The following is a 22,017-nucleotide window of genomic DNA, read 5'->3' as shown; positions in this document are numbered from 1 at the left end:
GCATCAGTTCGGGGCCACGGTGCCAACGCCCAGATAGGCCTCAACCCGTTTGCGCCATTTGGGGTCGCGCATGAGCTCGATCATGGCTTTGTCGATGCCGCGGCGCAAATCACTTCGATCACGCGAAACGCCCCACCCATAGGGTTCGTTTCGGTAGACCTTTGAATCCACGGATATCCTGTCCAGATATTGATCGGTCCGCGACAAATAGGTCAGCGCCACCCAGTCCCCCAACACGGCCTCTACCTCGCCGCGGTCCAGAGCATCCACAGCCTCAGACCAGGACTGGTAGACAAGGCATGTGTCACTCTCATCGGCCGCAGTCGGCACGCTACACAAGGAGTGCGTCGTGTTTTCTTCGGTTTCGGGATATTGCGCGATCAAAAAGGCCTGAGCGGTCGACCCTTCTAGCGTGGCAATGCGCTTTTCCGGCAGCCGCTCAGCCGGTGTGACGTCCAATCCGCCGATGGACCCCACAAAAGCCGTGGTCAGCACACCCAATATGGTCGCGGAAAGCACGGTGCCCAGAAGCGCCATGAGAATTTCCAGCAGTCGGCCCCAGCGGGTCCGGAATTGGTCGGACAGTCCTTTGAGACCGATTGTGCGGACCAAGGCCTCAACCATGCTGTCGAACCAATGCCCAAGTCCGGTGTCGATCTCCTCCCCCGAGCCGCCCGCACGCAACGCCGCCCGGATCAACACAGCAAGCACGAGATTGATCGCCAGGAACACCAGAATTGCCCGAATGACCCCTGGTTGCGAAATGGTCTGCAGGATCACACCAGTGGCTTCGCTGAAATCAATCGCGCTGGTGGAGCGATGCGCCAGCGTGAGACCGGATTGCAGGTATTGTTGTGAGAAATCAAACCCCTGCATGCGTTCCGCTGTAATGGTCAGGGGGGAGATGACCACATCCACTGCGCCGCTCTCCAGGGCGCGCAGATGATCATCGATGCTGTTACATAGAATGATGTCGCTTTTGGCCATCAACCCGTTTGAGGTCAATTCATGCTCGATCGAGGTCCAGATATCGACGGAAAACCCTTCATCAAGCCCGCTTGGGCTGCGTGAGGTAAAGGGTTCGGCATTGCGGATGGCAACCACCACGTCGGCGCTGGCGTCTGGCGCCTGGCAGGACGCTGATGCACCCTGTGGAACAAGGATTGCCGGGATCAAAACAAACAATGCGATGCAGGCAGGCATCGGCAACAGACAGGATAGAAGCTTAAGAAGGTACTTTGGCATTGCGTGGGTGCGGTCCGTGAAAGCGTCAGGTTTTCGTACAGCGCCTAGTCACGCTCTAACGCATTTCCCTCTTGCATCGCGCGCGCGCCCATCACATCCGCCTCGCGTTCCAGCCCGGCATCATCGTTCAGGGCCTGACCTGCAACCTGACCATTGGGTTGCACCCGCCCCTGCGCCTGTTGCGCCACATGCCAGGCTTCATGCGGCAGGTGGGTTTCCTGACCGGGCCCGAGGTGAATCGCCTGACCCTGCGCATAGGCATGCGCCTGCAACTGCGCCGGTCGTGAAGAATTGTAGTGCACCTGAACGCCGCTCATGTCGACGCCGGATAGCTGTTCAACCCCGCTTTGAAGCGAAGCCGGCAAACCCTGGGACGATCCATCACCAGCTTTCAACTGCACGGGGTCGGCGGCCAAGGATCCGTTCTTGGCTTTGCCTTGCAGCATTTCCTCGTCTTCCATGCGTTGAACAGGCTCTGCCGCGCGCTGAAGTGACTTGAGATTTTGCGGGTGACGGCTGGCATCCGCGTGCTGTTGCAGGTTCTCAAGAGGGGAACCCGCCACCGACCGGCTTGCCGGTTGGGCCGCATTCCGGGGTTTCTGAGCCCGATCCGAAGCAAAAATATGAGCCATAATGTATCCCTTTTGAATACAACCGTAGCACGAAAATTATGCCATCGTCACCCGTCATGTGAAAAAGTTGATCACACCGATCTGCATATAGGCTTTTACGGTGCGCTATGATTCAAATTGGATCTGATCAATCGGCCCCAATTCCGCTTCCACGACACCCGCAAGCAGGCGAATGTGATGTGTCTCTATATAGCGCTGAACAAACATGCTGGGGGCTTTCAAGCGGAGCACCCCCTTTTCGAAATGGACAAAGCGCAGTCTTGTGAACCATGCCTCAAAGAGGTTGGGATGCTCCCGGGCCAGATTTGCCATCGCATTCTGCCAGGTGCCGGGTGTGGGATTTGGTACGCGATCAGGTTCGGTTGGTCGCACATAGGTCTGCAACTGAACAACCTTGACCTCCTCTTCGCCATATCTTTGGCGCATACGATGATCAAAATCAGGCCCTACCAAAGACCATGAGGGTTCTGAAAGCGCCGCGATCTGTCTGAAATTGAGGCTGTAGGCCCCTACCCTGCCCCGCACGCCGCTGCGTTTGCAGATCAGCAGGTTGCTTTGCGTCAACCGCTTCATCTCGCGTTTAACAGTGCGCTCATTGACCGACCACATGCGCGCTATGTCACGCTGTCCAACCGAAAGCTCATTTGTACGCCAATTGTAGCGCGCCGTGATCAATGCGATCAAACGCATCAATGAGGTCTGCAGTGTCTGCGACCCATTCAGCCCGGCAACGGACAAGGCCGTAAGCACATCATATTTCAGGGGCCCGGCTTCCGGTCCCGTCAGTTTTTGCGGTTCCATTTTGAATTTCTGCCCACTGCTTCTACGATCCTGTTCGCCTCGAATGTCGATCTCTCTGGACCGATTCCATTCACGGCTTAAGAAACGCTGAAATCCCGTATTTTGTCAACAGGACGCGAAAAACGGGACAATCCGGCAAAAACCAAAAAATATCAATTTCAAAGGGTATATTGGTTAAGGGTGACATTCGTGCTGTCACCAAATCGTGCCCCTCGTGACACCATATATCAGCAAATCAATCTCTGGCTGTCACCAAATATTTCGTAAGATGCGGCAATCTACTGGTTCGGCGGGAAAATTCGGGATTTTGAGAAATCGTAAATTCCTTTTGCTCAAATCATGAAATCCCGTTATTCATCGAACAACTCCAAAAAACACGAGCAGCGCCATGAGAGACTTCAACGACCTTCTGACAATGAATGAACGCAGCCTGGCTCAGCAAGCTGCGGTGCGCAGGGCGACCTTTTCACCAGGTGAGGTGAAAGAGCTTCGACCCTTCTCGATCTGGGAGATCAGTCAGTTCATGTTCGATGTGCCGGCAGATACGCTGCGCAAGAAGCTGGCGGAAGACCCTTCCCTGCCGCAGGGTTTGACAGAAGAAGATGGCCGACAGCGCTGGTTTTCTTTGCAGGAGATCAATGAGCTGCGCCGCAGGGTGCGTTTTAGGGGGCGAGACTTGTTACCGGAGCGGCCCAAAGGGCGTGCGATGCGGGTTGCGGTTTCGAACTTCAAGGGCGGCGTCGGCAAGACTGTTGTGGCACAGCATCTCGCCAATGCCGCAGCACTCGACGGCTACCGCGTGCTGTGCGTCGATTTCGACCCACAGGCCACCCTCACCCACTCGATGGGGATAACCGAGGTCAAGGAGTGGAATACGGTTTGGGGCATCATGTGCCGAGATCTCTGCCGCGAAGCGGATCGGATCATGGAGGGATATGACGATCCGGATGATTGCCCCTACCCGTCCTCTGATGAGTTGCCGGATGATGTGCGGTCGATTGGTGCGCAACGGTTTCAGGATTTCATTCAACCGACGTGCTGGCCGACCATCGACATTATCCCGTCCTGCGCCAATGCGGCCTTTGTTGAATTTGCCAGTGCACAATACCGGTCGCTGCATAAAGCATGGAGCTTTTTTGGCTGTGTCTCGCGCTACCTCGATGAGCTGCCGGACGATCAATATGACATCATCATTTTCGACTGTCCGCCAGCGATCGGCTATCAGTCCCTGAATGCGGCCTTTGCCGCGGACATCCTCTATATTCCGTCGGGCCCCGGATATTGGGAATATGACAGCACAACCAGCTATCTGGGACAGCTTGGCGATGCGATGGCGGACATCTCGGAGGGTTTCGCGTCGCTGGCGGCAGACGCAGGCATCACCCTGCCAAAGCAGTTCAGCGATATTCGGTTGCTGATGACCCGCTACGAGGGCGCGAACCCGTTGCACCTGGCGATGATGGATGCGTTCCAGAATGTATTCGGCGCGGATGTCTGCGCCAACCCCATTGAAATGACGCGCGCGGTGGAGCAATCCGGCCGGTTCCAGATGTCCGTCTACGAGCAGGATTATCGTCAGATGACGCGGGAAACCTGGAAGCGCGCGCGGCAGAGTTTTGATCGGGCCTACGCAGAATTTCGCACAACCGTGCTTGCGGCCTGGAAACACAATGGAACCCGAAAGGAGGCCGCAGAATGAGCAGTAAAAATAAATTCGGCTTCGAACCCCTTGATGCAAAGCCCACCGGGGCCCGTCGCGAGCGTTCGCCGGGGCCTATGGGGGCTGCGGTACGAGATGTGGCTGAAAGCCTGCAGGAGACGACGGAGGCCAAAGTGGCACTGCGCCGCCAAAATGCGGAGGACGCTAAAGCTTTTCGAGCGGCGCAAGAGGAGGGCAGGGTGCTCGTTCAGCTGGCGCTCAGTGACATTGCGACCGATGATTTGCCGCGGGACCGCTTGGAGCTTGAAGCCGTTGCTGCCTCGGATGAAATGGAAGAGTTGAAAGCGTCGATACGCGAGCGCGGGCAGAAGGAGCCGGTCGAGGTCTATCCGGGGCCTGATGGTCGCTACCAGCTGAAAAAGGGCTGGCGACGGTTCACGGCGCTGTCGCAGTTGTTGAGCGAAACGGGGGAGCAAGATTTCGCGACAATCGTCGCGCGGGTAGAGCCGGGCCAATCGGATCGCATTTCGCGCTATGTGGATATGGTCGAAGAAAACGTTGTGCGCGAGGATCTGACCTTTGCCGAGATGGCCCAGGTGGCGATCACGGCCGCGCAGGACGATGGGATCGACGAAGCGGATCCAGCACAATTGGTCAATCGTCTCTATGGGGCGCTGCACAAGACAAAGCGATCTTACATTCGGAACTTCGTCTTTCTGCTCACCACTTTGGGCGATAGCTTGAAGTGGCCCAAGGCCGTCGCGCGGAACCTTGGCGTTGACGTGGCGCGGGTGATCGGCAGTGAAGAGAAAGCTGCGGAGCTTAGAGCGCAATTGGCAGAGTGCAGCACGCCCGAAGCGCAGAGCCGGGTTCTGTCGGGTTTTCTGGAGAGCGAGAAGAGGGTGCGGGCGGCTACGCCCAAGACGGTTCCCGCGAAACAGAAGTTCGAATTCTTCGTTGGTAAGACCAAGGTGACCGCTCGTCAGGGGGAGTGCCGTCTGGTGAGCGAGCGCGATTTTGCGACCATCCCCAAAGATCGCCTCGAAGACGCTGTGCGGGCTTTCGAAGAAGCGCTCGGCCTGGGCGTGACGGCGCGGTAAAGCGTTGGGTTACCCGTGGGTAACCGGAGAATTCATGCTGGGTACAGTGCGGTTACCCACAGGTAGCTAAGCTAAAGCGGAATAAAATATAAATAAAAACAATATGTTAAGATCATCCTGTCTGATTGAATACCGCGCGCGACCCACTTCAGGATGCTCCGAGGTGCAACGGCGAAAAAGGCGATGGCCCAAACGGGCGCATCATCTTTTCAAAGCGGGTATCCCGCCGCAGGAATGCCAGAGACGGTTCCTGTCGTGCCCATCTGACATTGCGAAAGCCACCATCGATCACCTCTTCCAGCCGGTCCAGCGGGGCGCTGACTTTCCCAGCCAAGCCGAGTGTTGCAACATTGTAATAGGCGACGCGGCCACCACCTTCTTCGTGGCTGACAAGCGTTTCGGTGCAGCGGCCAGCACGTGCCAATAAAGAGTCTACAATATTTTGCGCGCGCTGTTCTGCTGGGTCGTCCAGATCGACCTCCGCCGGTCGCGAAAGCCCATTATTGGCCGCTTCAATACTACCCACAAAGTCGCCAGTCGCAGCGCGTGCGCCCGCTTCCAGGTAATGCGGGCGATAATCGTTTGGTCGTAACGTCGCTGCGACCTTAGCAACACGCGCAGCGCGCGCCCTGACTGCCGCAAGGCCCGGCGTAATTCAGCTATGGGGCCGGTGAGCGTCTCGTCGCGAACGCAGACATCCGGGCAGATTTGCGTGATCAGATCCTCAGGCGAAACGGGCCCGGGTGCCGTCGGCGTAAGGGTGATCATCAAGGCGGTGGCACGGATAGAATTGGTCTTCATAAAGGCGTCTCCTATGGTCGAGGTTTGAAAACGGTCCTTTTGGGGTAAGGGGAGCCAATGGCTGAAAGATACCTTGCCCGCAACGCTGTCACCCCGAATTTTAGCCCCCTGTTCCGACGCAGAACAAACGGCACCATTTCGGGAAACACGGTCTTACAAGAATCGGTTGCCAATGTTGTAAAGAGGAGCCGGTTTGGCATGGGGGCTTGATGCGCGCGCCCGTTTGACCACACCGAGCAGTGAGAGGTGACCGCGTGATTGAAATCCGAAAAGCCACGCCTGCCGATGCCGACGCATTCTATCGGATATCGCTTGAAACGGGTCATCTTGGCGGCGATGCAACCCATCTTTATGCTGATCCGAAGATGATGGGCCATATTTACTCCGCGCCCTATCTGCGATTCGAGCCGGATCTGGCATTTGTCGTGGGGCGAGAGAAAGAGGTTGCTGGCTTCTGCGTCGGAACGGCAGATACCTCGCGTTTCGAGACGCTGCTCGAAGCTGAATGGTGGCCGTCACTGCGTGCGCAGTATCCCAAGCCCGATCAAGCCCTTCGGGCCACCTGGTCGGCGGATGCGCGGCGCAGTCATATGATCCATGTACCGGAAACAGCGCCTGCGGAGGTTGCGGCACGGTTTCCCGCGCATATTCATCTCAATCTGCTCCCTGTGCTGCAGGGGCAAGGGATTGGTCGCCCGTTGCTGCAGCACTGGGTGGACGTTGCCACGCAGTTTGGGGTCACCGCCGTTCATATCGGTGCCAACGCCAAAAACCCGCGTGCACTCCGGTTTTGGCGCAGCCAGAGCTTCGATGAAGTACCCTGCCCGCTTTCCCGAACGGTCTGGATGGGGCGTAACTTGTCTTAGGCGGGCGGCAGCGGACCTCTTGAAGCTACTCGCTCTCTCGGCGGGGCAGGGGATTCCGATAGTGTTTCAATTACGCATAACTATGCTAGCCTTAGACAAGGAACCAACCGTGTTCGCTGATGGGACCCTTTCACAAGACTGGAGCGCAAACGCATGACCGACAGGCTGAATGCAGTATTGGAAAAGATCGATGCGGCGAATGCAAAAGACCCGGATGGGGCCAGTCTGATCTATGGTCAAAGGATGAGCGCGGAGCTTGCGCGGCTGTTTGGGACAGATGTTTCGGAGGTGTTGCAGATTGCGGCGCGGGGGCAGCATATCGAGCGGTGGTTGTCCAAACGCAGAGACTATCCAGAAGGGCGGGCGGGTTATTTGCAATGGCGTCGCGATCTTGGGCGTGCACATGGCGAAAGGCTGGCAGGTCTGATGGCGGATGCCGGTTATGGCGCTGAGGACTGCGCGCGCGTGGGTGTTTTACTGCGAAAGGAAGGCATCAAGAGGGATGCCGAGGTGCAGGCGTTGGAGGACACCATCTGCATGGTGTTCATGAAATGGTATTTTGCCGATTTTTCCAAAAAACACGCGGATGAAAAAGTGCTTGGCATTGTCACGAAAACGGCCCGCAAGATGTCCGCTGATATGCGGGCCCGTGTCCTGCAGGAATTCGATCTGCCGGGCGACTATGTCGAAGCCTTGAAGGCTGCCTAATGGCGATGCGCGCCCACCATTCAAGGCGAGTTATCCAATGGCGATCAGGTGGTTATCAAATGCCAGCGGGTGCTGGGCAAGGGGGGTTGTGCTGCCGGCATCAATCCGTTGCACACCGCCCAAACCATCCGTCGCCAGCGCGTCCTGGTCTGCGCGGGCAATGCCACATATGTCCGCCCGGCGCAAAATTTTTGACGTTTCTCTTTTTAAATCAATAACCTGCGCCACGCCGCCCCGGGGAAAGGTTATGCCTATCTGGTCTTCTCCCACGGTGGCAATGCTGCCCGCATATCCATCCAGCCCGTGTAGAAACCCGCTGTCCATTTCGAGCAGCTGAAGCCCGACGCCCGGTGTGTAGAGGCCAACAATCGACGGGGAGTCATAGACATCGCCCTGCCATTGAAACGCACAGGCGACGCGCCCATCGTTGAATCCGGCGATGTGGCGCAAGGAGTTCTGATGCAAGGAGGCGGACAACTCTGCGGCTTCCAAAATCTCTCCCTCCGTGCTCATAAGCGTTAGGTTCGGTTGCATCGTGTCGAGATTGAGCTTCTCCCGACCGGTGTCAGGGTGGGTGCGGATGCCGCCGTTGGCGATGGCAAGGGTGTCGGTCCCGGGCAATCGGATGATCTCATGCGGCCCGATGCCGTTTGACGACAGCTCACCCAGTCGTCGGTATCCGTTGGATGCATCCCAGAGGCCAATGCGCCCGGCGCCGGTTTCGATCTCGTTTTCGGTTGTGTAGAGCCTGCGTCCATCTCGGGAAAACGCGCCATGACCGTAAAAATGTCGGCCTTCGGGGGCGTGAAGCTTTTGCAAGACAGCGCCCTCTGAGCACTCCAGCACCAGGGCGAAGGTACCGGGGCGGCGGGCAAATGCGACAGCCTCGGCCCGTTCCGGGTGGGCCGCGGCGGCATGCCCTCGGCCCGGAAGTGGTCGTGTGAAGGCTATCTCGCCATCGCTGCGCAACCCCACAAGGTGGTAGCTGCCATCCTTCTTTCGTGCGGCACTCAGATGTGTTGGCGCCCCGGCTGCTGCCCAGCTGGTCGTCGGAAAAGTGGCTGCTGCCGCCGTTGCCTGCATAAAGCTGCGCCGCGTCTGCATCTTAGTCCCCGTCCAGCGCGTTAAAACCAGCGCTGATGCCAAGGGCGGCCCCGATATCATCCGCGATCAACACCTGAAGATCGCGGATATTGCGTTGCAACACTTCGATCTTGAACCGTTCAGCAGGCACAGCGACCCCTGCAAAGGAGGGATCCTCGAGAGCTTGCACCCGGTCAATGGCCGCTGTGAAGGCGCTGTTAACCTCGGGCAGGGGGGCTTCGGAAAAGGCGTTTGTCATCTCTTGCAGGGCTTCCAGGCTCAGCACCACATGTCTGGCGCTGCGTCCCGAGCGTCGCGCTTCCGCCCGATTTGGGCGCGGTCGGTCGAACGTGCCCAGCGGTCTGCCTAGCCGCTGATCGTGCATAAATTCCAGAGCCGTCGACAGCGAGGTATAGACCGCGCGATCCGCATCTCCGGGGCTGAGATAGGTGGTGTTGCCTGCCGCGCCGGGGGTGACAAAGATTTCACCGAAATCACCTTGCCAGTCGGCGGACAGGTCGCGCGCGGCTTGTGCAATATGCCCTGCAATCGCCTGCGTGTAGGCACACACATAATCGGCATTTGCCTGCGGCTCGGTGAGCAGGCGCTCAAGTGCAGAAAACCCCTGCGCCGCGACCGAGACCTGGGCAAAGGCTTCCGCGTCCGCAACCACCGGGTCCACTTCGGCGATGAGCCGGGTCATCGCTTTGCCAGTGCGGTCCTTCGGATCCGGCCAGAAGGAAAGGGACAAGGCGATGCCGTGCGCCTCAATCGGTCCAAACTGGATGTGGCTGACGCCGATCCAGGCGTCATACGCCGCATGATACGCGGGCATAACCGCGGCTGCTGTGCAATCTGTTTCCGCCGAAGCCTCCAATGCCCCCGCCGCTTCGGCAAACGCCGCATATCGGGGCAGGATGTGGTTATCGCGCACCGCGATCAAATCGGCAAAAGCGGGGCTACCAAGGATGAGGGCGCAGCAAAATGTGACACTACGAAGGGTCATAGGCTCTCCAGAAAGCGGATGAGGGCGTCGCGGTCTGCTTTGGGCATCTCGACGACACGTGATTTAGCTGCTTCCGCCTCGCCACCATGCCAGAGGATGGCTTCCAGCAGGTTGCGGGCGCGCCCGTCGTGCAGAAAATAGGTGTGTCCGGACACTTGTTGCGTCATGCCGATGCCCCAAAGTGGCGGTGTGCGCCATTCCTGACCGGTGGCGCGGGCTTCGGGGCGATTGTCTGCCAGGCCCGGACCCATGTCATGCAGCAGCATATCGGTGTAGGGCCAGATCAGCTGAAAACTTTGCTCCGGTTGCCCGTCCAGCCGGTGGGTGACGTGTTTGGGGGTGTGACAGGAGATGCATCCCGTCTCATAGAAGACCTGCTTGCCCTGCAAAACCTGTGGATCATCCACGTCGCGGCGCGCGGGTACCGCCAGATTGGACGAATAGAACGATACCAGTTCCAGGCCAACGTCGGAAATTTCTGCGTCGTTGTGGGCAGGCGTATTGCCGTCAGGTGCGGTACGGCACTTGGATTGCTTTTGCGAGCAGTCCCCGTAGCCCGTTGGGTGTAAGGTGGACGAAATGCCAATGTCGCCATGAAAGGCACCCGCTGATTGTTCCCAAACGCTGGGCATGCCCGCTTTTACCCCGAAGCGGCCAAGCATCGGCTGGTCATAAACCGTGGACCAGACGATGTTCGCGCGCCCGGAAATCCCGTCGCCATCCGCATCCTGCGGGTCTGCCCGTGCAAGGATTTCCGCCGCTGAAATCGCGTCCAGTAGGCCAAGCCCGATCATTTGCGGCGCGACGCGGGCACTGGTCATTATCTCGGGATGCAGCGGGCCGTAGCCGAGATCCGTAAGCTGCAGAACAGGCTGGCGCAGTGATGCTGTTTCGCCCTCCGACAACTCGATGGGCATCTCGGTATAGCGGATGTTGATCTGTGCCTCGGCGGGGTGTCCGGCAATGCCGAAATCCTGTATCTGGCCGCCATAGACGGGGTCGGGTGCGCTCGAAATATAGTCTTCGATCTCGGCGATGGCTGATGCGTCAGCCGGAACCGAGATCCGCACCAGCATGGAGGTTGCGGTATCCTGCGGGTTCTCGGGCGGATGGCCGCGCCCGTCCTTCAAATGGCACCTTTGACAGGACCGCGCGTTATAGAGCGGGCCCAATCCATCAGATGCAAGGGTGGAGGAGGGCGACGACACCCAAAGCTTCTTGAAGAGACCATTGCCGACCTTGAAATCCAGTTCCCGTTCAAAAGAGATGTTGCCCGACGGCTGGCTGAAGGCATTCGAGTTGGTGGTGGGGCGCACGGTTGCGGCACCCGCGGCATTCGCTTCGAACTGTTCTGCCTGGGTGAAATCCTCGGTCGGCGCGATGATGGACTGGATGCGGGCGCGTTCCTCATCGGTGCGGGGGATGACGTCGAGGTGCAGGTCCTGCAGGTCGGTCGCCCAGGCGGGTGATACCAGGATCGCTGCGCCAAATAGACAAAATGCCCGCACGTTTTGTTTATGAATCATTGCGCTCTCCGATATACCCTATAACTATACTCAGGAATTATCATTGGCGAGTCCCCCACCCGTCACAATCGAAAAAAGAGCTGCGACATGATGCCCATCACGCAACAGACCCCCGCTTCGGTATTTCCTGCTGAGCAGAAGGGTACGCCGCCGGTCCTGGATATCAGCGCGCGCGAGGTTCTGACCCATTTGCGGATGACCGCGCTGGGGTGCAGGGCAGCGGCCCGAACGGACCTTTTCGAGGCCTGTGCGCTGTTGTCATTGGACGGCGAGGACGCCAAGCGCACGTTTGTTGCCACGCTTGTCAAATGCCTTGGGTCGGCGCTGAACAAATCCGTTGTCTGGTATCGGCCGGGTGTGGCGGAATTATCATTCGACGAGGCCTGGCTCATGCAGTGTTTGCGGGCGATCAGCACCGCCGATGCCACCAGCCTGACCTTTTTGTTGCGGTCCCGCGTCGCAGCGCATGATCGGCGTTACATCGGATTTTTGCTGGCGCGTATTTCCGAGCAATTCACTCCGAATTAGAATAATTCTAAAAAAGGCTTGGCAAGCCGTGATCAGGCACTATGTTTCGGTCACAGCCAGCCAGCACTTCGCCAGCCAGCCGACATCCAATAGATCGAGGGAGAGCGCAGATGACGCAGACTGCAGCCGCATTGACACCAGATGCTAAAACACAAATTGCCGACGCTTTGAACCAGTCCGTTGCCGAAACCGCAGTGACGACGATGCTGGCACAAAATTTTCATTGGAACGTAAAGGGCATGGCATTTGGCCCGCTGCACGATCTCTTCCAGAAAATCTATGAAGACCATTTTGTCGCGCAGGATGATCTTGCGGAGCGTGTTCGGGCCATTGACGCACACGCCGAAGGCACGCTGGCGGGTATGCTCAAGCGCTCAAAGATCAAAGAACACGATGGTCACGCCAGTGATCAGGAAATGATCCGCATGATGATGGACGCGCAGGTCACGCTGGCCAGCACGCTCGCCGGTGCCGGTGAGCTGGCGGCCTCCCATGGCGACACGCTGACCGAAGATCTGTGTATTGCGCGCGGACAGGAGCATGAGAAATTTGCCTGGTTCCTGCGGGCACATCTGAGCTAGACGCCGGTCCCAGACCGATAAAGATCGCGGTTAGAGAATATCCTCTGCCGCGATTTTTCGTTTCGTCAGCTTTTTGCGGTAAGCTTTCTGCCAATGCTTGAATGCGCCCAGCTGGTCCTGTTGCGCCGTCAACATCTGCACAAATGCGGTGCGGTGGCTGTCTTTCTTCAACGCTTTGAACATGGATTTCTGCGTTTTGGTCATGGAACACCCGATGCAATGGCCCTGACGTTTGTATTTGCACACGTCAATACAGGGGCTGGGCGTCTTGGGCATGAGATGAACCTTGCTGCTGCAGATGCTGGCGGGGGACAGTCATTTGATCGTTAAACACGCGCCGGTCGAAGCGATCAGAGACCGGCGCGTGGCACCACCCAAATAGGTGGTTTGCGCAGAGATTTAAGGGGAGAAGAACACCCTGCGCAAAACCGTTATTGGAAAACGGCGTTGGGATCATCCAGGCTGTCGGACCCTTCGAAGGCAATCTGATCGACCCCAAGGGCCGCAACGGCCCGCTCAATGGAACGGGTCTGATCCACCAGAGCATCGACGGCCCCCATGATCAGCGCCTCGCCTTTTTCATTGCCGCGCTCCAGCATCATATCGTAGGCAAAACCGGCTTCTGCTGCGGTCTTCATCTGCGACATTTCCAACATGGTCGCGTCCAGTTTCGCGCGCAATTCGGCGTCGACGGCGCTGTCTGCTTCGGCAACAAGCGCGGCCAGCGAGGGACCCGACACCACGGTGCCATCAATCGCCGTATAGCTGCCCAGATAGACGTTGCGAATGCCAAGCGCGTCGTAGAAATGGCTGTTGTGGGTGTTGTCGGAGAAGCAATCGTGCTCTTCTTCGGGATCGTTCAGCAGAACGCCGAGCTTCATGCGCTCGCCTGCCTGCTCACCGTAGCTGAGCGAACCCATGCCCGTCAGGATCGTGGAAATCCCGGCAGTTTCGTCTGCGATGAGTTGGGCGCGGGCTTCGCCGCCGTCCTGCCATTGCGTGACCATCCATTCAAGGTCCGAAACCAGAAGATCCGTGGCCGCTTTCAGATAGTCGCCGCGGCGGTCGCAGTTCCCGCCGGTGCAGGCATCGCCCATGGCATAGTCTGTCCAGGGACGCGCACCCGCGCCTGCGCCGTGGCCGTTCAGATCCTGACCCCAGAGCAGAAATTCGATGGCGTGATAGCCGGTCGCCACATTGCTTTCGACCTCATCGGCTTCGTGCAGCTCACCTTCGAGCAGGGCAGGGGTGATCTCGCCCGCATCCACCGTTTCGCCGGACAATGTAAAGCTGGGATTGGCGATCACGTTCAGCACGGCATATTCGTTTTCATCCGTGGCGCCGCCATAGGAGGCATCCACATAATCGATCAGGCCCTCGTCGAGCGGCCAGGCGTTCACCTTGCCTTCCCAATCGTCGACAATCGCGTTGCCAAAACGGTAGACCTCGGTCTGTTGATAGGGCACGCGGGCGCTGATCCAGGCCTGTTTTGCGGTCTGGAGCGCCTCGGCGGAAGGCGCCTCGACCAGCGCGGTCACTGCAGATTGCAAGGCCTGCGCCGTTGTCAGGCTGTCGCTGTATTTGGCCAGCGCAATGTTGGCGTAATTGTCCAGCACCGCGGCCTTGTCCGCATAGGCCGGGCTGGCGATGACCGCAACGGTGCCCAGGATGGCTGATAGTCTGAATTTCATGGTTGGCTTTCCTCTAGATTGAATTCGGGTCAGTGAAGCCGGACGACATTTGTCGCGTCACCGGGTTTTTTGTGTTTCGCGGCGGACCGGCTGATGCGGCGTGTGACGGTGCCCACCTGTGCGGCAAGCAGCGCAACATGTTCGGCATGTGCGGGCAAAACCACGAGGCCCGCCAGCATCGCGGCGTCCCCCAGATCTCCCTCGCTGGCGGCGCCTACGATGTGCAGGAAAACGCCTTCATCAGCGCCGAGGCAGTCGCAGTCCACGCAATGATGCACCAACGGTCTGCGTGCGTTGCGCGACAGCAGGGTGATCAGATCGCCGAACACCCGAATTTCCTGCGCCGCCATCTCCGAGGACAGATGCGACGCGTAGTCACGCCATACCGCTGCCTGGCCGGAGGGCCCGGCGCACCACAGCCGCAATTCGCGGACCAGCAAGGCTTCCCAAGGGCATAGGGTGGACAGGCTGCCAATGGTGACCCCGCCCCGTTTGTTCAGTTCCGGCGTCATTTTGTGAGGATCAGCTTGCCGGCGCGGGTGATGCGCAGGAAATAGGTCTGACCATCCAGAACGAGGCGGGCCTGCGTGCCTTTGCCAACGATTTCACGTGCGTTGTAGGCAGGCAGGTTTTCCGTTTCCGGGGTGGTCTGGATGGCTTTGGGCGGGGTTTGTGTCAAGGCCATCATAGTCCTCGGCCCAACCGGTCAAAGACATGTTCAAGCGCGATCTCTGTCTCCACGAGACCCATCATTGCGGCTTGCATTATCTCTCTCCGGCAGCAGGCGTTTCGTTTCTGGTCATCTGTTTTCTTGTTCTTCGTCATCTTTGCCTCCGGGTTTTGGCGTGTTCCGGGCTGCCCCTTGTTGGGTGGCTGGGAAGACAGAATGGGCTTGGTCTTCTGGATGTTTCGGTTCGTGTGCGCGTTGGGCGGATGTTCAGTCCCAGCCAACGTCGATGAATATTTTCTGGGCCTCTGGCACATTCTTTGCGACTTTCGACAGATCCGCCGTGTCCGCTTTGAAAAGGCCAAGTTTCGCCACCGAAGCGCTGATGGCGACACCGGGCACGGCGGGGTATTCGTCATTGCCGGCGGAGAAATACTGCTGCGCCTGATCGCTGGTCAGATATTCCATGAACAGGATGGCGTTGTCCCGATTCGGCGCGTGTTTGGCCACGCCACCGCCCGACAGGTTGACATGCGCGCCCTCGGCGTTTTGTGCGGGAAAGACCCAGCCGATTTTATCGATGTCACTGGACAGATCGCTGACGTCTTTGCGCAGCGCCCGCGCAAAGTAATATGTGTTGGAGATCGAGATATCGCACTCCCCCGAGACCAGACCGCGCAGCTGATCGGTATCGCCGCCCTGCGGCGTGCGTGCGAAATTATCGACAACGCCCTGCGCCCAGGACTTCGCCGCTTCCACACCGAAGTTTTCGATCACGGCAGCCAACAGCGTTTGCGAATAAACATTGGTGGATGATCGATGGCACACCTGCCCGGCGTACTTGGGATCTGCCAGATCGACGTAGGACATCGGCGGCTCCGCCACGTCGGCTTTGTCGTAAAAGATGATGCGGGCACGTTGCGAGAACCCGAACCACTGATTGTCTTCGTCTTGCAGATTGGCAGGGACGCGGGTTTCCAGAACTGCGCTGTCAATCTGTTGCAGAACGCCCGCAGTCTTGGCGCGTTCGAGCCGCGACGTATCGACGGTCAGAAGGACATCCGCCGGGCTATTGACGCCTTCGGCCTCCATCCGTGCGATCAATTCGTCGGCTTTGCCTTCGATGCGGTTGATTGTGATCCCGGTCGCTTCGGTGAAGTCTGAGTACAACCGCTCATCCGTGTCGTAATGCCGTGAGGAATAGAGGTTCAACTCCCCGGTGGCGGCGGCAATTGTTGGTCCACATGCCAGGGCGATCGCGGCCAGCGATGCGGCAATGACCCGGGAGGTACGTGGCATGAAAGCCCCCTTAGAATTGGTTACTAAAATAGTCAGATACTTTTCGCGGCAGAAAATCAAGCTTCCTGAGTATTTTTGTCGGAAAATTTTCCAGACCGGAAGATTTTCGCTCGATATCTGGACCTGATCTGCTGCGTGAGGGGCTGTGCGTCGAATATCGCGGCGCCGCAGCAATGTGCGAGGGGCGGTTTTCAGGCGTCACCGCCACTGCGGCGAATCGTCAAATTGGCTGGTGGTCAACGTGCGCCTTGGTTTGGCTGAGAGGCGTCTGGCCTAGACGACCCCCTGCAGCCATTCAACAAGATGCGCCACCTGTGGTTTCGTCGGGCTTTCCTCGGGCCAGACCAGATAGTAGTGCCCGGCCGTCAGGGTGGGTGTGCCCCAGGCAGACACAAGCCTGCCGCGCCCAATCTCTGCCTGTGCGAGATAATCAGGAAGCAAGGCAATGCCCATGCCATGGATCGCCGCCTGTGCAATGGTCGAAAACTGGTCGATCAGCATGCCCGGCAGGCTGCCGGTGTCCACGCCCTGCGCGCGAAACCAATCCTCCCAGGCATTTGGCCGTGTTGCGAGATGGAGCAGGGGGTACTGCGCCAAATCCGCGGGGCCAAGGGGTTTCGCATTCAGATACCCCGGCGCACAGACCGGCAGAACATGCTCATCGGCAAGGGGGAGATAGTTCACGCCGCGCCAGTCGCGCGCACCGTAATGCAGTGCTGCGTCAAGCCGTTCCTGTGCAAAGTCGAAGGGCACCAGGCGGGTCGACAGATTGACCGTTACTTCGGGATGATCGACTGCGAAGGATTTCAGGCGTGGGGCCAGCCAATGCACCCCAAATGCGGGTAGGATCGCCAGGTTGAGGCTGCCACCCGAGGGGTTGGCGCGCAGGGTGAGCGTGCTTTGTGATAGATCGCCGAGGATGATCCGTACCCTTTCGCAGTAGTCCCGCGCGGCGGGCGTCAGTTTCAGCCGTGCACCCTCCCGCGTGACAAGACGCATGCCGATCTGGCCCTCCAGCACCTTGATCTGACGGCTGACGGCGCTGTGTGTTAGCGACATTTCTTCTGCGGCCGCTGTCGCACTTCCCAGCCGGTCAACGGCTTCCAACGCCAGAAGTGACGGGATCGATGGCAAAAGGCGTCGCGGGCCAAACATGTGAGATTCCCTCCAACAAATGTGCGTGGATATCGATAACATCCGCCTGAAAAACATGCCATTGTCCGGGAAACCCGACAAATCAGATGTGATCAGAATGAAAAGTATCTCCCAAACACTTGCGCTGGTGCGCAGTCAATGCGCCCGTCGCACGCGTTGAAGGTGTTCTGATGGACCGCGCCGCAATTGTTCACGAAAACTTCCTCAGACGCGTTGCTGCGGGTGATTTGCCGACAGGTCAGCGCGCGGCGGGGCCACTGCCCTCTGAAACTGCTGTTGCGATTTTTCGGGCGGGATGCCTGAGCCGCGCGCTCGATATGCAATCGCGCAAGATGCAAAAGGCGGGCGAGGGGTTCTACACCATTGGCTCTTCCGGGCATGAAGGGATGGCAGCTGTGGCGGCTGCGCTGCGTCCGACAGATATGGCATTTTTGCACTACCGGGATGCGGCGTTTCAGATTGCGCGGGCAGGGCAGGTGCCCGGACAGTCGCCCGCCTGGGACATGCTGCTGAGCTTTGCGGCCTCCTCCGAGGATCCGATATCGGGTGGGCGCCACAAGGTTCTTGGATCAAAGCCGCTGATGATCCCGCCGCAAACATCGACAATCGCCTCGCATTTACCAAAGGCCGTCGGCAGCGCCTATGCCATCGGAGCCGCGCGCAGACATCGGCCCGAACATCAGCAGCTTGCGCCCGATAGCCTGGTGCTCTGCTCATTCGGGGATGCCTCGGCCAATCATTCAACGGCGCAGGGTGCGTTTAACACCGCCTCCTGGACGTCCTATCAAAATGCCCCTTTGCCCTTGCTGTTTGTCTGTGAAGACAACGGGATTGGGATTTCGGTCAAGACCCCGAAAGGGTGGATCGCGTCCAGTTTCGCAAACCGCCCGGGGTTGCGGTATTTTTATTGCGATGGGCTGGATGTTTACCACACGTTCCGGGTGGCGTCTGAGGCGGCGCAGTACGTCCGCACCCAGCGTAAGCCGGCATTCCTGCATGTCCGGACCGTGCGGCTCTATGGTCATGCGGGTGCCGATGTGCCGACAACCTATCTCAGCCGGGATGAAGTTGAGGCTGACGAGGCCAACGATCCACTGCTGCACGCGGTGCGGTTGTTGCAGGAGAACGGGGCGCTGACAGGGACAGTGGCGCTCGAGATCTACAAGGACACCTGTGCGCGTGTTGAACGCATCGCGGCAGAAGTGATCACACGCCCGAAGTTGCAGACGGCCAGCGATGTAATGGCCTCGCTGATCCCGCCCAAACGGGCCTGCCGTCCGACAAATGGGCCGACGCCTGAGGCGCGCGCCGCAGCGTTTGGCGGTGACCTCAAAGCGATGCAGGAGCCGCAAATCATGTCGCGCCTGATCAACTGGGCCCTGACCGATCTGATGCTGACCCATCCCGAAGTCGTCCTGCTGGGCGAAGACGTGGGGCGCAAAGGCGGCGTTTACGGGGTGACGCAAAAGCTCCTCTCCCGGTTTGGTCCGGACCGCGCCATCGATACCTTGCTGGACGAGCAATCCATTCTGGGCCTTGGCATCGGCATGGCTCAGAACGGGTTTCTGCCAATCCCGGAGATTCAGTTTCTGGCCTATCTGCATAATGCTGAGGATCAGCTGCGAGGCGAAGCGGCCACCTTGCCGTTTTTCTCGAACGGGCAATTCACCAACCCGATGGTGGTGCGGATTGCGGGTCTGGGCTACCAGAAAGGCTTTGGCGGTCACTTTCACAATGACAATTCGGTCGCCGTTCTGCGCGACATCCCCGGCCTGATTCTGGCCTGTCCCTCGCATGGGGCAGATGCGGCAAGGATGCTGCGTGAATGCGTGCGACTGGCCCGCGAAGAGCAGCGCGTGGTGGTATTTCTGGAGCCCATTGCGCTTTATCCCATGCGTGATCTGCAAGCGGCTGGAGACGGGGCGTGGATGCAGCTTTATCCGCCGCAAGATGAACGCATCGCCCTTGGGGAGGTTGGTGTGACAGGCGACGGACCACTGGCCATCATCAGCTTTGGCAATGGGCATCTGCTGTCCAGACAGGCGCAAGCGGTACTGGATCAGGATGGGATTGATACGCGGGTGATTGACCTGCGGTGGCTGTCCCCCTTGCCGGAGGAGGCGCTGCTGGCAGCATTGAAAGGCTGCTCGCATGCGTTGATCGTGGATGAAACCCGCAGAACGGGGGGGGTGTCTGAAGCGCTGATGGCTTTGCTGAGCGAGCGTACGGAAATGCCCCATGCCCGTCTGGCGGCAGAAGACAGCTTCATTGCAACCGGACCTGCCTATGCGGCGACAATGCCGTCCTCGGACAGCATCATCGCGGCGGCGCACGCGCTTTGGGAGGGCGCGCAATGACAACAGCTGTGGTGATCTGCCCGGGTCGCGGGACCTATAACAAGGCCGAACTTGGCTACCTCGGACAGCATTTCCCGGATGCGGACATGCTGGCCGGTTTTGATGTGCTGCGTGAAAACGCGGGGCAAACGACGTTGACGGAACTGGACAGCGCGCCGCGCTATTCGAGCGCCCGGCACAGCCGTGGCGACAATGCATCCGGGTTGATTTATGCCGCCACGCTTGGCGATTTCCTGTCAATCGACCGGGACCGGATCGAGATTGTTGCGGTTACTGGCAACTCCATGGGGTGGTATTCCGCTCTGGCTTGCGCTGGGGCGGTGTCGGCGAACACTGGCTTCAATCTAGCCAATACCATGGGCACATTGATGCAGGCGGCGATGATCGGTGGGCAATTGATCTATCCCTTTGTTGGTGAGGATTGGCGCGCCGATCCTGCGCGCAAGGCAGATCTGATGGCGCAGGTGCATGAGATCAACGCACAAGCGGACCATGTTCTTGCCCTGTCCATTGATCTGGGTGGGATGCTGGTTCTGGCCGGAAACGCGGCGGGGCTTTCCGCCTTCGAAGCTGCAGTGCCCCGCACGCAGGATCGCTTTCCGATGCGTTTGCCCAACCACGCGGCGTTCCACACAGGTTTGCAGTCCGACGTCGCAAAACAGGGCAGGGATCAGATCGACGTCACCGGTTTTGGACAACCGGCCATACCCATGATCGACGGGCGCGGTGCCATCTGGTGGCCGGGGGCCACCAATACCGGGGCGCTTTGGGACTACACGCTGGGGCATCAGGTGACCGAAAGCTATGATTTCACCCGCGCGGTCTCAGTGGCTGCCCGTGAATTTGCGCCGGACCTCTTTATCATCACAGGACCGGGATCAACGCTTGGCGGCGCTGTTGCACAGTCTCTGATTCTCGCGGAGTGGCGCGGCATGCGCAGCAAGCAGGATTTTCAGAAACGACAGAAACAGGTGCCGCTGCTTGCCTCCATGGGGATGGAAAGCCAGCGGAGTTCGGTCATTTAAGGTGGGTAGCGTGAGCGCACAGACGCTTGGGGCATTAACTGGACATTTGTAATTTAGGTGCCATATATAGAGAAGGTAGCATTTTGCCACCTCTTGGATGGAGGAACCACAATGGCCCAGTCAGTGAAGCTTGCCGATGATGTGATGCGGTATGTGCGCAAAGAATCCAGCCTGCAAAGCCGGTCTGTGGCCGGGCAGATTACCCATTGGATCAACATCGGTCGCGCGATCGAGCAATCACCGGCCTTTGACTACGCGCATGTCAGCGCCGCGTTGGAGGCCGCGCTGTCCCCGGATGATCTGACTGCTGAAGAGCAGGAGGTCTGGTTTGCGCAATTTGCCGAGGACATGGCAGAACCCGGCGATGCGGAACATGCGTTTTTTGCAAACCGCAAACAGCTCGGTCGTGGCGTCGGTATGACAGATGCGGGTGAGCTGGTGCATCAGGCATCCGCCGCCAAAGAGTGACCCCAAACAAGCGACCCACTCTGGTGATGCTTGCCGGACCAAATGGCGCGGGCAAATCGACTCTTTTCGAGACGCGCGTGCAACCGGGTTTTGCAGCGCCATTCATCAATGCCGATGAAATTCATCGCAATGAATTGCAGCAGGACGATCTGGATGCCGCCTACAAAGCGGCCCGATTGGCGGCGGAACGGCGGGATAAACTGCTCAAAGCGGGCAAGAGCTTCGCCACGGAATCTGTCTTTTCGCACCCTTCCAAACTGGAACTGATCCAGCAGGCAAAGGCGCTTGGCTACCGGATCATGCTGTTTCATGTGGGCGTCGCACATCCTGATTTGTCTGTGGCGCGTGTCACCGAGCGGGTCAGGGAAGGCGGTCATGCCGTACCGGAGGAGAAGATCAGGGGACGATACGATCGCAACGGGCCACTGATCCGCCAGGCGGTGCTGTTAAGCGATGTGGGCCATGTATTTGACAATTCAGCCCTGAACGAACCACCAAAACGGGTGCTGTCGTTCAAAAACGGTCAGGTGTCTTTTGTCTTGAGCCACGTACCGCGATGGGTGCACGACATCTATGCCAAAGATCTGACGCACTAGACATGTGCTTTAGCTGCTGAACACCCCGACATCAGATTATTGTTGACAGATACCAGCTTGGGCATCGTTAATCGGCGTAGCATAAAAAGACTGATTGCATGACAAACAGCGCCGCCAAAACAGTTTTTGTTTACGCACCGATGATGCGTCGGGTCACGGGGTGTGATCTCGTCGCAAGTTAGGGCGGGTTGAACGCCGATCCCCCCTGAACGTACTCCGGAC

At 58.6% G+C, this 22,017-nt stretch carries 24 protein-coding genes; 10 read left to right on the top strand and 14 right to left on the bottom strand.

Annotation, left to right across the window (positions count from 1 at the left end; genetic code table 11):
• Positions 1-3: 3 nt before the first annotated feature.
• From Q1A63_RS24465 to Q1A63_RS24455, 3 genes are all read right to left on the bottom strand, one after another.
• Positions 4-1,245, bottom strand: a complete 1,242-nt coding sequence (locus tag Q1A63_RS24465; RefSeq protein ID WP_299632661.1) for a transporter substrate-binding domain-containing protein — start codon at positions 1,243-1,245, stop codon at positions 4-6.
• Positions 1,246-1,289: 44 nt separating this feature from the next.
• Entirely contained in the window at positions 1,290-1,877 is a 588-nt protein-coding gene (locus Q1A63_RS24460) for a DUF4157 domain-containing protein (protein ID WP_299632660.1), read from the bottom strand.
• 105 nt (positions 1,878-1,982) lie between these two features.
• Positions 1,983-2,678 (bottom strand): DnaA N-terminal domain-containing protein, encoded by a 696-nt coding sequence (locus tag Q1A63_RS24455; RefSeq protein WP_299632659.1) that lies wholly within the window; start codon positions 2,676-2,678, stop codon positions 1,983-1,985.
• 388 nt (positions 2,679-3,066) lie between these two features.
• Between Q1A63_RS24455 and Q1A63_RS24450 the strand changes: the two genes are divergently transcribed.
• A complete protein-coding gene (locus Q1A63_RS24450; protein ID WP_299632658.1) occupies positions 3,067-4,377 on the top strand; it encodes an AAA family ATPase in 1,311 nt (436 codons plus the stop codon).
• The gene (locus Q1A63_RS24445; RefSeq protein ID WP_299632657.1) at positions 4,374-5,438 is read left to right on the top strand and encodes a ParB N-terminal domain-containing protein; all 1,065 of its coding nucleotides are present in this window, start codon (positions 4,374-4,376) and stop codon (positions 5,436-5,438) included. The genes Q1A63_RS24450 and Q1A63_RS24445 overlap by 4 nt, the downstream gene beginning before the upstream one ends.
• A gap of 148 nt (positions 5,439-5,586) precedes the next feature.
• Here the strand turns inward: Q1A63_RS24445 and Q1A63_RS24440 are convergent, their stop codons facing one another.
• Both Q1A63_RS24440 and Q1A63_RS24435 read right to left on the bottom strand, forming a co-directional pair.
• Complete coding sequence (locus Q1A63_RS24440; RefSeq protein ID WP_299632656.1) at positions 5,587-5,862, bottom strand: hypothetical protein; 276 nt, start codon at positions 5,860-5,862, stop codon at positions 5,587-5,589.
• A gap of 8 nt (positions 5,863-5,870) precedes the next feature.
• Positions 5,871-6,239 (bottom strand): hypothetical protein, encoded by a 369-nt coding sequence (locus Q1A63_RS24435; protein ID WP_299632655.1) that lies wholly within the window; start codon positions 6,237-6,239, stop codon positions 5,871-5,873.
• Between the two features lie 239 nt (positions 6,240-6,478).
• On the opposite strand from Q1A63_RS24435, the gene Q1A63_RS24430 reads away from it, so the two are divergent.
• Positions 6,479-7,105, top strand: coding sequence for a GNAT family N-acetyltransferase (locus Q1A63_RS24430; protein WP_299632654.1), 627 nt, complete (start codon positions 6,479-6,481; stop codon positions 7,103-7,105).
• Positions 7,106-7,258: 153 nt separating this feature from the next.
• Positions 7,259-7,813, top strand: coding sequence for a DUF4202 domain-containing protein (locus Q1A63_RS24425; protein ID WP_299632653.1), 555 nt, complete (start codon positions 7,259-7,261; stop codon positions 7,811-7,813).
• A 30-nt stretch (positions 7,814-7,843) separates the two neighbouring features.
• Here the strand turns inward: Q1A63_RS24425 and Q1A63_RS24420 are convergent, their stop codons facing one another.
• The 3 genes from Q1A63_RS24420 to Q1A63_RS24410 are packed head-to-tail and all read right to left on the bottom strand — an operon-like array spanning position 7,844 to position 11,428.
• On the bottom strand, positions 7,844-8,917 hold the full coding sequence (locus Q1A63_RS24420) for a DUF1513 domain-containing protein (protein WP_299632652.1): 1,074 nt from the start codon (positions 8,915-8,917) through the stop codon (positions 7,844-7,846).
• Between the two features lies 1 nt (position 8,918).
• A complete protein-coding gene (locus Q1A63_RS24415) occupies positions 8,919-9,902 on the bottom strand; it encodes an imelysin family protein (protein ID WP_299632651.1) in 984 nt (327 codons plus the stop codon).
• A complete protein-coding gene (locus tag Q1A63_RS24410) occupies positions 9,899-11,428 on the bottom strand; it encodes a di-heme oxidoredictase family protein (RefSeq protein WP_298976522.1) in 1,530 nt (509 codons plus the stop codon). Before Q1A63_RS24410 ends, Q1A63_RS24415 begins: the two co-directional genes overlap by 4 nt.
• A gap of 87 nt (positions 11,429-11,515) precedes the next feature.
• On the opposite strand from Q1A63_RS24410, the gene Q1A63_RS24405 reads away from it, so the two are divergent.
• Together Q1A63_RS24405 and Q1A63_RS24400 are read left to right on the top strand one after the other, a co-directional pair.
• On the top strand, positions 11,516-11,956 hold the full coding sequence (locus Q1A63_RS24405) for a hypothetical protein (RefSeq protein ID WP_298976523.1): 441 nt from the start codon (positions 11,516-11,518) through the stop codon (positions 11,954-11,956).
• Positions 11,957-12,066: 110 nt separating this feature from the next.
• Positions 12,067-12,537 (top strand): DNA starvation/stationary phase protection protein, encoded by a 471-nt coding sequence (locus Q1A63_RS24400; protein WP_298976525.1) that lies wholly within the window; start codon positions 12,067-12,069, stop codon positions 12,535-12,537.
• Between the two features lie 30 nt (positions 12,538-12,567).
• Here Q1A63_RS24400 and Q1A63_RS24395 read toward each other — a convergent pair whose 3' ends face one another.
• The 6 genes from Q1A63_RS24395 to Q1A63_RS24370 all read right to left on the bottom strand — a co-directional run bounded on the left by Q1A63_RS24395 (position 12,568) and on the right by Q1A63_RS24370 (position 17,349).
• Positions 12,568-12,813: a DUF1289 domain-containing protein gene (locus Q1A63_RS24395; protein ID WP_298976527.1), complete on the bottom strand. Its 246-nt coding sequence runs from the start codon at positions 12,811-12,813 to the stop codon at positions 12,568-12,570.
• 155 nt (positions 12,814-12,968) lie between these two features.
• Complete coding sequence (locus Q1A63_RS24390) at positions 12,969-14,228, bottom strand: imelysin family protein (RefSeq protein ID WP_298976529.1); 1,260 nt, start codon at positions 14,226-14,228, stop codon at positions 12,969-12,971.
• A 29-nt stretch (positions 14,229-14,257) separates the two neighbouring features.
• Positions 14,258-14,740 (bottom strand): hypothetical protein, encoded by a 483-nt coding sequence (locus Q1A63_RS24385; protein ID WP_298976530.1) that lies wholly within the window; start codon positions 14,738-14,740, stop codon positions 14,258-14,260.
• Complete coding sequence (gene hemP / locus Q1A63_RS24380) at positions 14,737-14,916, bottom strand: hemin uptake protein HemP (RefSeq protein ID WP_298976532.1); 180 nt, start codon at positions 14,914-14,916, stop codon at positions 14,737-14,739. Before hemP ends, Q1A63_RS24385 begins: the two co-directional genes overlap by 4 nt.
• 249 nt (positions 14,917-15,165) lie before the next feature.
• The gene (locus Q1A63_RS24375; protein ID WP_298976534.1) at positions 15,166-16,194 is read right to left on the bottom strand and encodes an extracellular solute-binding protein; all 1,029 of its coding nucleotides are present in this window, start codon (positions 16,192-16,194) and stop codon (positions 15,166-15,168) included.
• Between the two features lie 273 nt (positions 16,195-16,467).
• On the bottom strand, positions 16,468-17,349 hold the full coding sequence (locus Q1A63_RS24370) for a LysR family transcriptional regulator (RefSeq protein WP_298976535.1): 882 nt from the start codon (positions 17,347-17,349) through the stop codon (positions 16,468-16,470).
• Between the two features lie 170 nt (positions 17,350-17,519).
• Here Q1A63_RS24370 and Q1A63_RS24365 point away from each other — a divergent pair, with 170 nt between their 5' ends.
• The 4 genes from Q1A63_RS24365 (at position 17,520) to Q1A63_RS24350 (ending at position 21,795) form a co-directional block, all read left to right on the top strand.
• Positions 17,520-19,706 (top strand): alpha-ketoacid dehydrogenase subunit alpha/beta, encoded by a 2,187-nt coding sequence (locus tag Q1A63_RS24365; protein ID WP_298976536.1) that lies wholly within the window; start codon positions 17,520-17,522, stop codon positions 19,704-19,706.
• A complete protein-coding gene (locus Q1A63_RS24360) occupies positions 19,703-20,731 on the top strand; it encodes an ACP S-malonyltransferase (protein WP_298976538.1) in 1,029 nt (342 codons plus the stop codon). Before Q1A63_RS24365 ends, Q1A63_RS24360 begins: the two co-directional genes overlap by 4 nt.
• A gap of 111 nt (positions 20,732-20,842) precedes the next feature.
• Positions 20,843-21,199, top strand: a complete 357-nt coding sequence (locus Q1A63_RS24355; RefSeq protein ID WP_298976540.1) for a hypothetical protein — start codon at positions 20,843-20,845, stop codon at positions 21,197-21,199.
• The gene (locus tag Q1A63_RS24350; RefSeq protein ID WP_298976542.1) at positions 21,196-21,795 is read left to right on the top strand and encodes a zeta toxin family protein; all 600 of its coding nucleotides are present in this window, start codon (positions 21,196-21,198) and stop codon (positions 21,793-21,795) included. Before Q1A63_RS24355 ends, Q1A63_RS24350 begins: the two co-directional genes overlap by 4 nt.
• Positions 21,796-22,017: the final 222 nt, after the last annotated feature.

The organism is uncultured Roseobacter sp., from assembly GCF_947499265.1.
In the GTDB taxonomy this organism is placed as follows: Bacteria; Pseudomonadota; Alphaproteobacteria; order Rhodobacterales; family Rhodobacteraceae; genus Roseobacter.
This window is presented reverse-complemented; position numbering and strand designations above follow the sequence as displayed.